This is a genomic window from Pandoraea sp. SD6-2 (genome assembly GCF_000389825.1).
Lineage (GTDB): Bacteria > Pseudomonadota > Gammaproteobacteria > Burkholderiales > Burkholderiaceae > Pandoraea > Pandoraea communis.
Map to the genome: position 1 here is coordinate 112,576 of NZ_KB944426.1, position 14,722 is coordinate 127,297.

14 protein-coding genes are annotated in these 14,722 nt (G+C 63.1%); 1 reads left to right on the forward strand and 13 read right to left on the reverse strand.

All coding sequences use genetic code 11. The annotated features are described in order from the left end of the window. Positions 1–58: 58 nt before the first annotated feature. From C266_RS05215 to C266_RS05230, 4 genes are read right to left on the reverse strand one after another with little or no spacing between them, the layout of a single operon-like run. Entirely contained in the window at positions 59–1,135 is a 1,077-nt protein-coding gene (locus C266_RS05215) for a branched-chain amino acid ABC transporter permease (protein WP_010806198.1), read from the reverse strand. A 55-nt stretch (positions 1,136–1,190) separates the two neighbouring features. After that, positions 1,191–2,105 carry a branched-chain amino acid ABC transporter permease gene (locus tag C266_RS05220; protein ID WP_010806199.1) on the reverse strand — a complete coding sequence of 305 codons (915 nt, stop codon included), beginning with the start codon at positions 2,103–2,105 and terminating at the stop codon, positions 1,191–1,193. Positions 2,106–2,157: 52 nt separating this feature from the next. Then, on the reverse strand, positions 2,158–3,009 hold the full coding sequence (locus C266_RS05225) for an ABC transporter ATP-binding protein (protein WP_051126148.1): 852 nt from the start codon (positions 3,007–3,009) through the stop codon (positions 2,158–2,160). Between the two features lie 17 nt (positions 3,010–3,026). Next, complete coding sequence (locus C266_RS05230) at positions 3,027–5,000, reverse strand: long-chain fatty acid--CoA ligase (RefSeq protein WP_010806201.1); 1,974 nt, start codon at positions 4,998–5,000, stop codon at positions 3,027–3,029. A gap of 334 nt (positions 5,001–5,334) precedes the next feature. Between C266_RS05230 and C266_RS05235 the strand changes: the two genes are divergently transcribed. Then, positions 5,335–6,006: a Crp/Fnr family transcriptional regulator gene (locus C266_RS05235; protein ID WP_010806202.1), complete on the forward strand. Its 672-nt coding sequence runs from the start codon at positions 5,335–5,337 to the stop codon at positions 6,004–6,006. A gap of 65 nt (positions 6,007–6,071) precedes the next feature. Here C266_RS05235 and C266_RS05240 read toward each other — a convergent pair whose 3' ends face one another. The 9 genes from C266_RS05240 to C266_RS05280 form a co-directional block, all read right to left on the reverse strand. Continuing rightward, positions 6,072–7,172 carry a sensor domain-containing diguanylate cyclase gene (locus C266_RS05240; protein WP_010806203.1) on the reverse strand — a complete coding sequence of 367 codons (1,101 nt, stop codon included), beginning with the start codon at positions 7,170–7,172 and terminating at the stop codon, positions 6,072–6,074. Between the two features lie 228 nt (positions 7,173–7,400). Then, on the reverse strand, positions 7,401–7,757 hold the full coding sequence (locus C266_RS05245; RefSeq protein WP_010806204.1) for a RidA family protein: 357 nt from the start codon (positions 7,755–7,757) through the stop codon (positions 7,401–7,403). Between the two features lie 58 nt (positions 7,758–7,815). Then, positions 7,816–9,249, reverse strand: coding sequence for an NAD(P)/FAD-dependent oxidoreductase (locus C266_RS05250; RefSeq protein WP_010806205.1), 1,434 nt, complete (start codon positions 9,247–9,249; stop codon positions 7,816–7,818). Then, on the reverse strand, positions 9,246–9,554 hold the full coding sequence (locus tag C266_RS05255; RefSeq protein WP_010806206.1) for a (2Fe-2S)-binding protein: 309 nt from the start codon (positions 9,552–9,554) through the stop codon (positions 9,246–9,248). The genes C266_RS05250 and C266_RS05255 overlap by 4 nt, the downstream gene beginning before the upstream one ends. Beyond that, positions 9,532–10,632, reverse strand: coding sequence for an FAD-binding oxidoreductase (locus tag C266_RS05260; RefSeq protein ID WP_010806207.1), 1,101 nt, complete (start codon positions 10,630–10,632; stop codon positions 9,532–9,534). The genes C266_RS05255 and C266_RS05260 overlap by 23 nt, the downstream gene beginning before the upstream one ends. Positions 10,633–10,635: 3 nt before the next feature. Further along, on the reverse strand, positions 10,636–11,451 hold the full coding sequence (locus C266_RS05265) for an ABC transporter permease (RefSeq protein ID WP_010806208.1): 816 nt from the start codon (positions 11,449–11,451) through the stop codon (positions 10,636–10,638). Positions 11,452–11,463: 12 nt separating this feature from the next. After that, the gene (locus C266_RS05270; RefSeq protein WP_010806209.1) at positions 11,464–12,402 is read right to left on the reverse strand and encodes an ABC transporter permease; all 939 of its coding nucleotides are present in this window, start codon (positions 12,400–12,402) and stop codon (positions 11,464–11,466) included. Next, positions 12,399–13,505 carry an ABC transporter ATP-binding protein gene (locus C266_RS05275; protein WP_036661615.1) on the reverse strand — a complete coding sequence of 369 codons (1,107 nt, stop codon included), beginning with the start codon at positions 13,503–13,505 and terminating at the stop codon, positions 12,399–12,401. The genes C266_RS05270 and C266_RS05275 overlap by 4 nt, the downstream gene beginning before the upstream one ends. A gap of 22 nt (positions 13,506–13,527) precedes the next feature. Then, positions 13,528–14,592, reverse strand: coding sequence for an ABC transporter substrate-binding protein (locus tag C266_RS05280; protein WP_010806211.1), 1,065 nt, complete (start codon positions 14,590–14,592; stop codon positions 13,528–13,530). Positions 14,593–14,722 lie beyond the last annotated feature (130 nt).

The window sequence follows — 14,722 nt, forward strand, 5'->3', positions numbered from 1 at the left end:
ATTCATGGCAAAACGTGTCTGGCAGCGCGCAACTCCCGGTGCACGAGCCAGCCGAATCTCAATGCGGGAAGGGCCAGATGCGCAGCTTCTCCTTAGCAATCTGCCAAAGCCGCGCCAGCCCGTGCGGTTCGACAATCAGGAAAAAGATGATGAGACCGCCAAAGACCATCAACTGGATATGCGAGACGGTGGCGTTGGTGAACGGCAAATGCAGGAACGTGGCGATCGCGGGTAACGTGCTGTCGAGCAGAATCGGCAGCAGCAGAATGAAGGCCGCCCCCAGAAAGCTGCCGAGAATGCTGCCGACACCGCCGATGATGATCATGAACAGGATACGAAAGGACAGATCGAGCGAAAAGCCATCCGGTTCGACCGAACCAAGGTAGCAGTAGGCGTAGAGCGCGCCGGCCACGCCGCAATAGAACGAACTCACCGCGAAGGCCAGCAGTTTGACGCGCATTAGCGGAATGCCGATGACTTCGGCAGCAACGTCCATGTCGCGCACCGCCATCCAGGCGCGGCCGATGTGGGAGCGCACCAGATTCTTCGCCACAAGCGCCATGACGGTCACGACACCCAGCACGAACAGGTATTTGCGCACCGGCGTGTCGACGTCCACGCCAAGAATGGAGATCTTCTGCGCGGTAATCACGCCCGACGAACTATTGTTCGAGAGCCACGGAAACTTCGTCAGCACCCACAGCACGAAGAACTGCGCCGCGAGCGTGGCGACCGCCAGATAGAAGCCCTTGATGCGCAAGGACGGCAGACCGAACGCAATGCCGACGAGTGCCGCGCAAACACCCCCGAGGGCGAACGACGCAAGAATCGGCATGCCTTCGATGCGCAATTGAAAGTTATACGACGCGTACGCGCCGACTGCCATGAACGCTGCCGTGCCCAGCGACAGTTGCCCGGCGTAGCCCGTCAGAAGATTGAGCCCCAGCGCGGCGAGCGAGAACACGAGAAAGGGCACCAGAATCGCCGTCAGCCAATATTCGGTGGCAATCCACGGCAGCACGCCGAACGCAATGGCGAGCACGGTGCACACGGCAACCCGGTCCTGCCGGATCGGGAAAATCTGACTGTCGGCTTCGTAAGATGTCTTGAACTGCCCAGCTTCGCGATAGAACATGTATGGCCTCTGCGATGAATGCGTGCGCGTACGTCCCGAGTGGAATACCGGCGGCTCAGACCCGATCGATGTGCCGCTCGCCGAACAACCCTTCTGGGCGAACCAGCAGGAACAGCAATGCGAAGACGTACGGGAACCAGCCCTCGATGCCCCCGAAATTCCCGCCAAACTGGCTTTGCAGCAATTGCGGCACGTAGATCTCCGCGAGCTTTTCCGCCGCGCCGATAATCAACCCGCCGACAATCGCGCCGGGGATCGACGTGAAGCCGCCCAGGATCAACACGGGCAGCGCCTTGAGCGCGGTCATCGTCAGGGCAAACTGAACGCCGTTGCGCGAGCCCCAGAGCATGCCGGCCACCAGCGCGACGAACCCCGAGACGCTCCACACCACCACCCAGATCCGCTGCAACGGAATACCCAGCGAGAGCGCTGCCTGATGATCGTCGGCCACCGCGCGCAGCGCGCGGCCAATGCTCGTCACCTTGAAGAACAGCGCGAGCAGCGCCACCAGCACGGCCGCGATGCCCGCCGCAGCCAGATCGAAGCTGCTGACGAGTACCCCCGTCGAATCCATGATCGATGCGATCGGCTCATCGACAATGCCCAGCGACAGCGGGCGCACCTCGTTGCCCCACAACAGTGGCGCCAGTCCCTCGAGGAAGAACGACAGGCCGATGGTCGCCATGAACAACGTGATGGGTGACTGGTTCACCAGCTTTCGCAGCACGAAACGCTCCGTGGCGGCCCCGACCAGCACCATGACGCCGAACGCGCCGATGGCGGCCAGCCACAGTGGCAAGCCGCGCTCCATCAAGCCGACCACCGAGAGCGCCGCGAAATACACCATCGCGCCCTGCGCGAAGTTGAATACGCCGGATGCCTTGAAGATCAGCACGAAACCGAGCGCAACGAGCGAATACATCACCCCCGAGAGCAACCCGCCGATCAGGATTTCCAGAAAGAACTGCATCGATGTCTCCAAGTTGCCATCGCGTCGCCGAGCGACGGTTACCCTCTACCTGTCATGCCGCAGCGGGCATGCCCTGTGCGGCGCCCAGATAGGCACGAATGACCTCCGGATCGTCTCTGACCTCGGCAGGCGTGCCGTCGCCGATCTTCTTGCCGTAATCGAGCACCACGACCCGGTCGGAGATATCCATCACCACGCCCATGTCGTGCTCGATCAGCACGATCGTCGTGCCGAACTCTTCGTTGACTTCCAGAATGAAGCGGCACATGTCGCGCTTCTCTTCGAGGTTCATACCGGCCATCGGCTCGTCCAGCAGCAACAGCTCCGGCTCGGCTGCAAGCGCGCGCGCCAGCTCGACGCGTTTTTGCAGGCCATACGGCAGTCGTCCGACCGGTGTCTTGCGGATGTGTTGAATTTCGAGGAAGTCGATGATCTCCTCGACCTTGGCGCGATTGGCCATTTCCTCCCGGCGCGCACGCCCCCACCAGATCGCGCTGGCAAGCAGCCCCGAGCGCATCCGGGTGTTGCGTCCCGTCATAATGTTGTCGAGCACCGTCATGCCCTTGAACAGCGCGATGTTCTGGAACGTGCGCGCCACGCCCTGACGCGCGGCCGACGTCGGATGCATGCGCTGCCGCACCTGTCCCCGGAAAACGATCGTGCCTTGCTGCGGGTGGTAAACGCCATTGATCACGTTGAGCATCGAACTCTTGCCCGCACCGTTCGGGCCGATGATCGCGCGGACCTCGTGCTCCCGAACGTTGAACGAGATGTCCGTCAACGCCTTCACACCACCAAACGACAGACTGATGTGCTGCAAATCGAGCAAGATGTCGCCGGTTTTGCGGTTGTCGTTCATGCCTTCTCCTGCGAAGTGCCTGGCAGCGCCTGGCTGAGTTCCGATGAGGGCCGTTGCGAACGTCAGGCGGCGCAGCGCAATTTCACAGGCGCAGGGTCGTCGACGGGCGAGCGGGCACCGACCACGCGCGCGGGATGTATCGTGAGCGTGGCGCTCACGCTGCCCTCGCGCCCATCCTCGAACTTCACGCGCGTCTCGATGAACTGTGTCGACTTGCCCGAATAGAACGCATCGACCAGCACGTCGTACTTCTGCGCGATGAACGCGCGACGCACCTTGCGCGTGCGCGTGAGTTCGTCGTCGTCCGGGTCCAGTTCCTTATGCAGGATCACGAAGCGCCGAATCTGCGCCGCCAAGAATGCCGGCTCTTTGGCGAGATCCGCATTCACGGCGTCCACACACCCCAGAATCAGTTCGGCAACACGTGAATGGGTGGCGAGGTCGACATACCCTGCATAGGCAAGGCTTTGCCTCTCCGCCCAATTGCCCACGGCATCCATGTCGATGTTGATGAACGCGCACACGCCGTCACGACCGTCGCCAAACGCAACCGCCTCCTTGATGTACGCGAAGAACTTGAGCTTGTTCTCGATGTACTTCGGCGCAAACAGCGACCCGCAAGCGAGTTTGCCCACATCCTTGGCACGATCGATGATGCGCAGATGACCGTCCGCGTCGATGATGCCGGCGTCGCCCGTGCGGAAGTATCCGGCCTCGTCGAGGGCTTCGCGCGTGGCGTCGGGCCGCTTGTAGTACTCCTTGAGCAATCCCACACCGCGCACCAGCACTTCCCCGTTATCGGCGATCTTGATTTCCATGCCCGGCGCTACCGGCCCCACGCTGTCGAATCGCACCTGACGGTCCGGTTGCAGACAAACGTACGCACACGTCTCCGTCTGCCCGTAGAACTGTTTCAGGTTGATGCCGATTGCGCGATAGAAGCGGAACAGATCCGGGCCGATGGCCTCCCCGGCGGTATAGGCCGTGCGAATCCGGCTCATGCCGAGCGTGTTGCGCAGCGGCCCGTACACGCAAAGATTGCCCAGCGCATATTGCAGCCTGTCGAGCAGCGGCACCGGACGCCGGTCGAGCACCGCCGCACCGCACCGGTTCGCCACGTCCATGAAATGCGCGAACATCTTTCGCTTGAAACGATTCGCGTCTTCCATGCGGATCATCACTTGCGTGAGCACGTTTTCATAGACGCGCGGCGGCGCAAAGTAGTAAGTCGGCCCGATCTCGCGCATGTCCGTAGCGACCGTCTCTGGTGATTCGGGGCAATTGACGGTGAAGCCCGCGACCAAAGCCTGTGCGTAGGAAAACAGGTGATCGCCGACCCATGCCATGGGCAGGTACGACAGCACCTCGTCGCCGGGGGCGAGTCTATCGAAAGCACTGCCGTGAAACGCGGCGCCGATCAGACCGGCGTGCGAATGGCAAACGCCCTTGGGCTTCCCCGTCGTACCCGACGTGTAGAGAATCGTCGCCGTGTCGTCCGGATCGACGCTCGCTACCGCATCGTCAAAGTAGCGCGGATGTCTGGCGTTGAAGTCGCGGCCCTGCTCCACTGCGGCGGCATACGACTGCAAACCTGCGGCGTCGTAGTTACGCAGCCCTCTCGGGTCTTCGTAGATGATGTGCGACAAGCGCGTCACGTGCTCACGCAGCTCGAGCAGCTTGTCGACTTGCTCCTGGTCTTCGACGATGGCGAAATCGATTTCGGCGTCTTCGAGCACGTGGATCATTTCGGCCGCAACGGCGTCTTGATACAACGGTACGGCCACGCCACCCAGCGCTTGTGCCGCCGTCATCGCCCAATACAGGCGCACGCGATTATTGCCGACGATGGCGAGGTTGTCGCCCCGCTTGAATCCGGCTGCCGCCAGCGCGCAAGCCAGCATCCGGACTTCATGCGCGGCCTCCTGCCAGCTCCAGCTTTGCCAGATTCCCAGATCTTTTTCCCGATACGCCGTGCGGGCGCCGTGCGTCGCGGCATGGGCCAGCAATAAACGCGGGAAAGTGGTCCGCTCCTGCATGCCTGTCTCCTGTGTCTCGCCACGATTCGACGGTTGTCGAGGGGGAGTGGCGTGGCTCGGTCGGCGCGCGTGCGTGTGGCACGCTCTCTAGTTTTCTATTGCGAGTTGCGTCTCTGAACGACGCTTTTATTCGGTGACCTGCTTGAGTCTGCGAAAGTCTGCAATACGGAGCGACAACGGCTATGCCCGGCAGTCGGCAGCTTCTATACTTGTGCTTCGGCGTCGTGTACGAACCGCCATGAATGCTTGTCTCGGCGCTACCAGGCAAGGCGAAGATACCTCATGGCTCACGGCGGATTTGTCACCCGGATGACAATCAAGGGAAAATCCCTATATGTCGCTCGAAACCCTGTTGCAGCGCAGCGTATGGGCGCAAGGACTGACGCCAGCGCAGCGCGAACGCGTGGTGGCGGAAATTCAGGTGCGGCCTGTCGAGAACGGCGGCTACGTGTGCCGCAAGGGCGACCCCACGCACGCCTGGTTCGGTGTCATCGAAGGTTTGGTGAAAATTGCGACGGCGTCGGCCAGCGGAAAGTCCGTGACGTTTACGGGCGTACCTGCGGGCGCATGGTTCGGCGAAGGGTCGGTACTCAAGCGCGAGATCCGGAAGTACGATGTGATGGCGCTGCGCGACTCGGTCGTCGCTCACATGCCGATTGCCACGTTCGACTGGTTGCTCGATACCAGCATTCCGTTCAACCGCTTTCTGACACTTCAACTCAATGAACGTCTCGGTCAGTTCATTGCGGCCGTCGAGCACGAACGCTTGCTCGACACCGATGCCCGCGTCGCGCGTTCGCTCTCGTCGATGTTCAATCCGACCCTGTACCCATCCGACGACAACACCGTGCAGATTTCGCAGGAAGAACTGAGTTATCTCGCCGGGGTGTCGCGTCAGCGCGTCAACCTCGCGCTCAAGGTGTTGGAGCAAGCCGGACTGGTGAAGGTGGACTATGGCGTGCTGACGATTCTCGATCTGGAGGGGTTGCGCGAATTCGGGATGTAGATACGGCGGCGGCTGAGCACGCCAGCGTGCCGCTCACGACCGTCACGCTGCCGAGCCCCGCGTCACTACCGCAGCACGGCCCCTGCTAACCCGCTGTCGGCACGCGCAATGACGACACAGTCCTTTCCCGAACGTTTGGCCGAGTAGAGCGCGCCGTCGGCCAGTGCCAGCCACGCGGTGGGCGAGACGAGATCCCCGTCGAAATTGGCGACGCCAACGCTCAGGGTAACGCTGCCCGACGTGTCGAGACCCCGGGTGGCCCCGGCAAACACCGCACACACCCGCTCCAGCTTCTTGCGAGCCTTCTCGGCCGCTTGCCCGTCGAACAGAACGCAGAACTCGTCGCCGCCGTAACGGCCGATCACGTCGTGACGGCCCAATTCTCTCGACAACACGTCGGAGAGAATTCGAATCAGCGAATCGCCCTGGAGATGCCCATGGAGATCGTTGATCTCCTTGAACCCGTCGATATCGATCAGCGCAATGCTTGCCGTCCCCGACCTGCCGGTCCGTTTGTCGGCATAGCAGTTCGTCAACGCCCGCATCCACGATCGGCGATTGAGCAGCGACGTCAGATCGTCCTGATCGCTGATCCGGCGCAATGCGCGCTCACTTTTCGAGAGACGTTTCGCCAGCCGAAAGCTGGCCAGCCCGACGAGCGTCGGATAGATCAGCAGCAGCGGCAAGCTCGCCAGCAACTCCGGGAATTCGATCTCGGTCCTGAACACGAAACCGAGGAAGATGCCGGCGAGTACACCGCCGGCCATCATGCTCAGAATGCCATCGCGCAGCAGCCGGTAGCCGCCTGCCGATGCATTGTGCATCAGCAACACCGAGATCAGAACGGCCGACGGTACGCCGCTGAAGTGCATCGCCACGACCCAGCCCCCGCCGAACGCGGAATCGCACAACAGGTTGCGACGCTCTGCCACGACCGGATCGACCGCCGACATGGCGAGGGCATGGGCAAAGGCCGGCCAGAGGAAGGCGTTGAGGGCCCACACGCCATAGGCGAGGTGCGACGCCCCCGTCGATTGAAACACCGTGAAAACAGCGATGGCGCTCAGCGCGCAGCCCAGACTGCGCAGGCCCAGCACGCGACGCGAGAAGTCTCGTCCCCTTTGCGATTCGGCGCGCGTGGCCTGGTCTGTCGATTGGTCCGTCATTTCATCAACGTCTGAGGCGTCATCGGTTTAGGAAAGTGGCATCGCCTGGCGGCCTGCGCATTATGCCTGCACTGCGTTCTTTCGAACCCCGCGCAACGCCAACCAACGAGCGCATTAAATTCACCAATGCGTTTACCTGAGTATCACGAAATCCGGGGCGCACGCCTCATGAAAAGGGCCCGCAGACAACTGCGGGCCCAACGTGCAAACGACGCTCGGTGTTGCCGATTACTTTGCGGCGGCAATCACGGCAATCTCGACGAGCAGGTCGGCAGCCGCCAGACGCGACTCGACGGTGGCACGCGTGGGCGTATTGCCCGGGCTCGTCCAGGCGTCCCACACGGCGTTCATGCCGGCGAAATCGGACTCGATGTCCTTGAGCCAGACCTGTGCCGACAGCAGGCGCGACTTATCGATACCGGCGTCTTTCAGATACCCGTCGATCTTCGCGAGCACCTGCTGCGTCTGCCCGGTAATGTCCTGGCTGCGATCGTCGGCCGTCTGGCCACCGATGTAGACCGTTCCGTTATGCACCACGACACGGCTCATCCGTGCATTCGTGTGATGGCGTTGAATATCGCTCATTAACCACGTCTCCAAAGAGAATAAAAAGAAGCAGGTGAGAGGCGCGAGCCTGCCTCACCTACTTGGGGAAGCCTGCGCGCTCGCTCAGGAATTCGGGGGCCTCGACCGCCGTGGCCAGCTCGCCCAGCGTAACCGGCTTGATCGGCGGACGGATCCGGTAGTAACCGACTTCCGGCACCGAGCAGCCCTGAGCTTGCGCTAGCAGCTCCGCGACCGTCAGGCCGCAGAAGCGGCCCTGACACGGGCCCATGCCGCAGCGCGAAAAACTCTTGGTCTGGTTCGGGCCGACACAGCCCAGACCCGCCATGCGGCGCACATCTCCCGCCGTCACTTCTTCGCAGCGGCACACGATGGTGCTGTCGTCTGCCGGTGCGCGGAAGGCTTGTGCAGGCCGGTACAGCGCGTCGAGAAACGGACGAATCGCCGTGTGCGCCGACAGTTCACGGCGCAGGGAAAGCGTGCGCGAGTCGCGCTTCGCGTCGTCGAGTTTGCCAAGCTTCACGGCGGCCTGGACGGCCGCGAGCCGTCCCGACGGCTCTGCGGCCAGCGCCCCGGCAATCCCCGCGCCATCACCGGCCACGAAGATGCCCGGCAAGCTTGTCTCGCCCCAGGCGTCTGTCTTCGGACGCCAGCACAACTGCGCCTCGTCCCACTCGTGCTCGCAACCGATCGAGCGCGTGATCTGCGTGTTCGGAATCACGCCCTGATGCAGCAGCACCAGCGCCGTGTCGATGCGCGCCGTGCGGCCGTCCACGACATACTCGATGCCTTCGGCCTGCGTGGAACCGATCACGCGCAACGCCTCCACATGCTTGACGTGCTGCACACCGGCTGCACGAATCGCGCGCAGCAGCTTGAAACCCTTCATCAGGTACGACGGCGCCCGCAAGGCCCCGCCTGCATGACGCAAGGCGTCGCGTCGCCCGCTGACCTCAGCCGTGTCGAGAATGGCACGCACCGGGACACCGGCATTGATGAGTTGCCACGCAAACAGATAAAGCAACGGGCCACACCCGGCCAGCACCGCAGGCGAATCGGGCACCAGCGCCGACGCCTTGAGCAGCGTTTGCGCTGCGCCCACGCCCATGACACCGGGCAGCGTCCAACCGGGAATGGGGAACGGCCGCTCCTGCGCACCGCTCGCAAGCACGATGGCACCGGCTTCGATTTGCAGCGTTCCGCCGCCCGCGCCCTGCCGCGTGACGGACACCCGTCTGTCGCCGCCGATCTGCCAGGCGAGCGTCTGCGGCCAATAAGCGATGCCGGCGGCGGCGAACGCATCGACGAGCGCACGTCCGCGCAGATAGTCCGGTCCGAGCACCGCGGGGTCGGCCAGCGGCGAGCGGCTGACGTTGCGATAGATCTGACCGCCGGGCAGCCCGTTTTCATCGACCACCAGCGGCGCGAGCCCATGACGCTTTGCCTCCAATGCCGCCGCCAACCCGGCGGGGCCGGCGCCTATCACCAACAAATCCACGATCTTCGTGCTCATGCCACACTCCTCGCACCATCCATTCGACGCACCTGCATGCCCTCACGCACGGGTGTCATGCACCCCTGCCGGTTCGGCACACCGTCAATCTCCACGAGACAGTCGAAGCACACGCCCATCATGCAGAACGGCGCACGCTCGCTGCCCGTCACGGGCGTGGTCCGGCAAGCCGTCACGCCCGCCAAGAGCAAGGCGGCGGCCACATTCATGTCGGTCGGTACATCAACCGGGGTGCCTTCGATGAATATCCGCACCGTCGCGCTATCCTTGCGCGCCAGCGACTTAAGCAGCGAAACGTTTGGCATAAAAATGATCCAGAAGCGCGGGACGCGGCGCGCCGAGAATCCATGGCGCGATGGTTTCACAATGGGCAGCGGCCAGCGTGACGCCGCTGTGGCAGGTCGCGAGGAACGCACCCGGGCAAGCCTCGGAGGCCTCGTAGATCGGCAGACCGTCGGCCGTCATCACGCGCAACGCCCCCCAGGCACGCACCACGCGCACGTTCTTGAGCAAAGGGAACGGCGCAATGCCGCGCCGCGCGATATCCGCGAGCACGTCCGGTGTCACGCCGTCGTTGAAGCCCACGTCTTCGGCCGAGTCGCCGAGCATCACCGAACCCTCGACGGTTTGGCGCACATAGATCGTGGGATACGAGAGAAACGGCTTGACGCGCTCGGTCACGAGAATCTGGCCCCGCAGCGGTTTAACCGGTGCGCTCAGCCCCACCATCGGCGCGAGATCGCGATTGCCGAGACCGGCGGCCAGCACTACGCGCCCGGCGTCGAACGACGTATCGCCCGTGCTCACGCGAAACGCGCTGCCGATCTGACGAATATCGGTCACATGCCCGTTCGGCGCATACTCGCCGCCCGCTTGTTCAAATGCGGCGAACAGCGCGCGCAACGTGTACAGCGGGCTGACGTGACCGTCGTTCGGGGAATAGATGCCGCCCGCCACATCGGAGCCGATTGCCGGCAGGCGCTCGGCCAGCGCGTCATGATCGAGCACTTCGTACACCAGCGCAGGCTCGGCTTCCTGCAACTTGCGCATGCTTTCGACCTTGACCGCCAGTTCCTCCGGTGTTTGCGCGATGTTGAAGCCGCCCGGCCGCTGAAAGCCGACGGACACGCCGGTGCGTGCGAACAACTCGTCGGCAAAGCCTTGCCATGTGTTGGCCGAGTGCAACGACCAGCGTGCATAGTCCGTGCAGGTACTGCCTTTACCCTGCACCCAGACCAGTCCGAAGTTGCCGCGTGCGGCACGCAGCGAATTATCTTCGCCATCGCAAACGACGACGCGTTGTCCGCGTTTGGCGAGCCCGTAGGCGATCGCCATGCCGACGAGGCCGCCGCCTATGACAGCGATATCGTATGTCTTTTGCATGTTTTAGTGATTTCCAACCAGAACCTTGTTCAGTCCATAGATGCGATCGAGCAGCAACATCACCGCCAGCGTCAGCCCGATAAGCAGCGTCGAGATCGCCGCCACGCTCGGATCGACCGTCTCGCTCATGTTCATGTAGATGCGCACCGGCAGCGTGATCGTCGTGGGCGACGTGACGAAGATCGTGGCCGTCAGCTCGTCGAAACTGTTGATGAACGCCAGCACCCAGCCGCCCGCCACCCCCGGCAGAATCGCCGGCAGCGTGATGCGGCGAAATGTCGTCCAGCGTCCTGCGCCGAGCGAGCGCGCTGCACGCTCCGCTTCGTCGGCCTGCCCGACGAGCGCCGACATGATAAGGCGCAGCGCGTACGGGAAGATCAGCAGCGCATGGCAAGCCACGAGGCTCACGAACGATCCGCCCATATCGAGCAGCGTGAACAGCCGCAGGAAGGCAATGCCCAATACCACCGGCGGAATCATCAACGGCGAGAGCAAGAACGAATTGATCGCATCCCGCCCCGGGAAACGGTAGCGTGCCAGCCCCATCGCCGTGGGCACCGCCAACGCCGTCGACACGCTGGCCGACGTCACACCCAGCCACAAACTTGTGCGCAGCGCCGACTGGAAGTCCTCATCGCCCATCAACGACGAAAACCAACGCAGTGAAAAGTGCGCCGTCGGGATCGACAGGAAGTTGTCCGGCGTGAACGCGACCAGACACACCACGACCAGCGGCGCGAGGATGAAGACGAGGAACAGCACATGGAACGCGAGCGCCACCGCACCGTTACGGTCGTACTGAGGATCTTGCCGATTCATATGCCCTCCTCCTCAGCCGAGACGACGCGTGAAGCGCTTCTCGAGTGCGCGGTTATACCCGCTGATGATGGCCACATTGACGATCAGCAGCACGATGGCGATGGCAGCGCCCAGCGGCCAGTTCAGCGTGCCGAGAAATTCGTCGTAAGCCGTGGTCGCTACGACTTTCAGGCGGCGTCCACCAATGAGCGCAGGTGTGGCGAAGGCGCTCGCCGTCAGCGCGAACACGATCAGGCTGCCCGAGAGAATGCCCGGCGTAATCTGCGGAAGCACCACGCGCCACATCACCGTCGCGCGTCCTGCACCGAGCGAGCGCGCGGCGTGCGCCACCGCCGGGTCGAGCCGGGTGAGCGAGGTCCACACCGACAGCACCATGAGCGGCACGAGCACGTGGACGAGCGCCACCGTGACCGCGCCCATCGTGAAGAGCATCTGCAACGGATGATCGACGAGCCCCAGCTTCACGAGCACCGCGTTCACGAGCCCTTCACGCCCTAGCAAGATCGACCAGCCGAGCGTGCGCACGACGACCGAGATCAGCAGCGGCCCGAGCACCAGCACCAGACAGAGCGAACGCCACGGATCGCGCATGCGGAACAGGAAATATGCCTCGGGCACACCGACCAGCACACACAGAAGCGTCACACCAACAGACAGCAGCAACGTGCGCAGGAAGATCTCGTAGAAATAGCTGTCCGTCAGAATGTCGACATAGTGCTGCAACGAGACTGTCGGCAGAATCCCCCCCAGATTCGGATCGAAACCATGCAGGCTCAGCACGAACGTCAGTACGAGCGGCACCGCCAGCAGCACGAGGAAATAAATCGTCGCCGGCATGACCAGCGCCCAGGCGGCCCGCCGCTGGCTGGCGATCTCGGGCGAGACCGTCGCGGCCGCATTCGCGTCCGGCACGGCGGGGACGCCCGATGGCCTAGACGTCGCGGCGTTCATGCGCCCTCCTGCACGAGACGCAGCGCGTCATCGGCCCAATCGAGCCCTACCGCCTCGCCATCGTTCGCGGCAACGACACCGTCATTCGATACGAGCACTCGCAGTTCACCGAGCGCCGTGGACACCGTGAGCACCCAGTGATTGCCGTGGAAGCTACGCTGCCCCACGCGGCCGGCGAGCCGGCCCGCCGTCGCCGACGTCAGGCGAATGCGCTCGGGCCGCAAGCTGAACGTTGCCGGGCCGCTCGCCCCCTTCGCCCCGGTTGCCCCACTCGCGCCGCCCGCCAACACTGGGCCCGCGTGCGCAGGCGACACGGCGAGCCGATGCCCTTGCGCATCGAGCACGGCCACGCCGCCGCGCATGTCGAGGTGACCGGTGATGAGATTGGTCTGCCCGATGAAGTGCGCAGCGAACGTGGCCTGAGGGTCTTCGTATACGTCGTGCGGCGTATCGATACGCACCACACGTCCGGCGTTGAGCAACACCACGCGATCGCTGATGGCGAGCGCCTCGGCCTGATCGTGCGTGACCATGATGGTGGTCGTGCCGACCTTGCGCTGAATGGCGCGCAACTCGTCCTGCATCTGCTCGCGCAGCTTCGCGTCGAGGTTCGACAGAGGCTCGTCGAGCAGCAGCACGGGCGGCGCGATCACCAGCGCCCTGGCGAGCGCCACACGCTGACGCTGACCGCCCGAGAGTTCGCGGGGGTAGCGCTGCGCATGCTGACCGAGGTGCACCAGCTCCAGAGTGTCCTGCACACGGCGTTGCTTCTGCGCAGGGTCCACGCGGCGCATGTCGAGACCGAAAGCCACGTTCTGCGCCACGGTCATGTGCGGAAACAGCGCGTAGCTCTGGAACACGATACCGAGGCCGCGTTTTTCCGGCGGCACCGGTGTGAGGTCGCGGCCCTCAAGCAGAATGCGGCCCGTGCTCGGGGCGACGAACCCGGCGATCATCTGCAACGTGGTGGTCTTGCCGCAACCGGACGGGCCGAGCAGGGAGATGAACTCGCCCTGCTCGATCGAAAGATCGACGCCCTCGACCGCGACGGTGTCGCCAAAGCGTTTGCCGAGTTGCTCGAGACGCAAATATGGAGTGCTCATGACGCTTGTGATCCCTTGCGCCTTAACGCTCGATCTGACGGTTCCAGCGCTGCGTCCACTCGGCGCGCTTGGCGTTGACGATGTCCCAGTCGACACGTACGAGCTTGTCGATCTGCGCGGGCGACGGCACACGTGCCGCAACGGCCATCGACAGTTGGGTCTTCTTGTTGGACGGCGCAACCCCCTGGCTTTCGGCGAGGATGGCTTGCGTCTGCGGCGAGAGAATCGTCTGAATGAACTTCTGCGCAAGCGCGTCGTTGGCCGACTTATCGACTGCACACATCGCCATGCTAAGGGCTACCGCGCCTTCCTTCGGATACACGAATTCGACCGGAATGCCCTGCTGACGCAGCGCTTGCACGCGGCCGTTGCCCCATACGGCGATGCCGACTTCATCCGCCTGGAACAGCTCGGCGATCTTGCCCGGCGACGGATCGAACGACAGCACGTTCGGCGCAATCTTCTCCATCTCACGGAAACCCGGATCGATGTTGGCGTCGCTGCCGCCGTTGAGTTTCGACTCGACGAGCAACGCATGCAAGCCGTAGGTGTTCTTGATGCTCGGCATCACGAGCTTGCCCTTGTACTTCGGATCGGAGAGCTCTTTCCACGACGTTGGCGCGGGCCAGCCCTTCGACTGGAACAGACGCGTGTTGTAGGCGATCCCCGTCGCGATCAGCCCGGCTGCCACGGCATTGCCGCTCTTGAATCTCGCGATGTCGTAAAGATCCTGATAAACCGGTGCGTCGGCGAGCTTGCCGCAGAAGCCCATCTGGATGGCCTGATACATCGGACCGTCGTCAAGGAAGACCACGTCCATGCCGGCCTTGCCCTTCTGCGCCTGAAGCTTGGCGAGGGTCGTCGTCGAATCGCCCGGCACGATCACCACCTTGGTGCCGGGGTTCGCCCGTTCGAAACCGGGAATGACGTCCTTCTTGAGCATCTGTTCAAACGAACCGCCATAGGCGCCGACATACAGCGTCGTGTCGGCATGAGCGGTCGTGGCACCGAGTACCAGTCCGGCAGCACCGATCGATACGGCGGCGCGGCCAAGCTTGCGAAGCGTTTGGGGAACGACAGTCTTCATCGAGAAGCTCCTTGCGTGATGCAGTGTTATGTGATGTTATGGCCCGGCATTACGAAAAAAATCAAACTATTGCGTGGTTTTCGTAGAGTCATTTTCGACACACTCACCGTCAAATCACTTTTTTTAACCC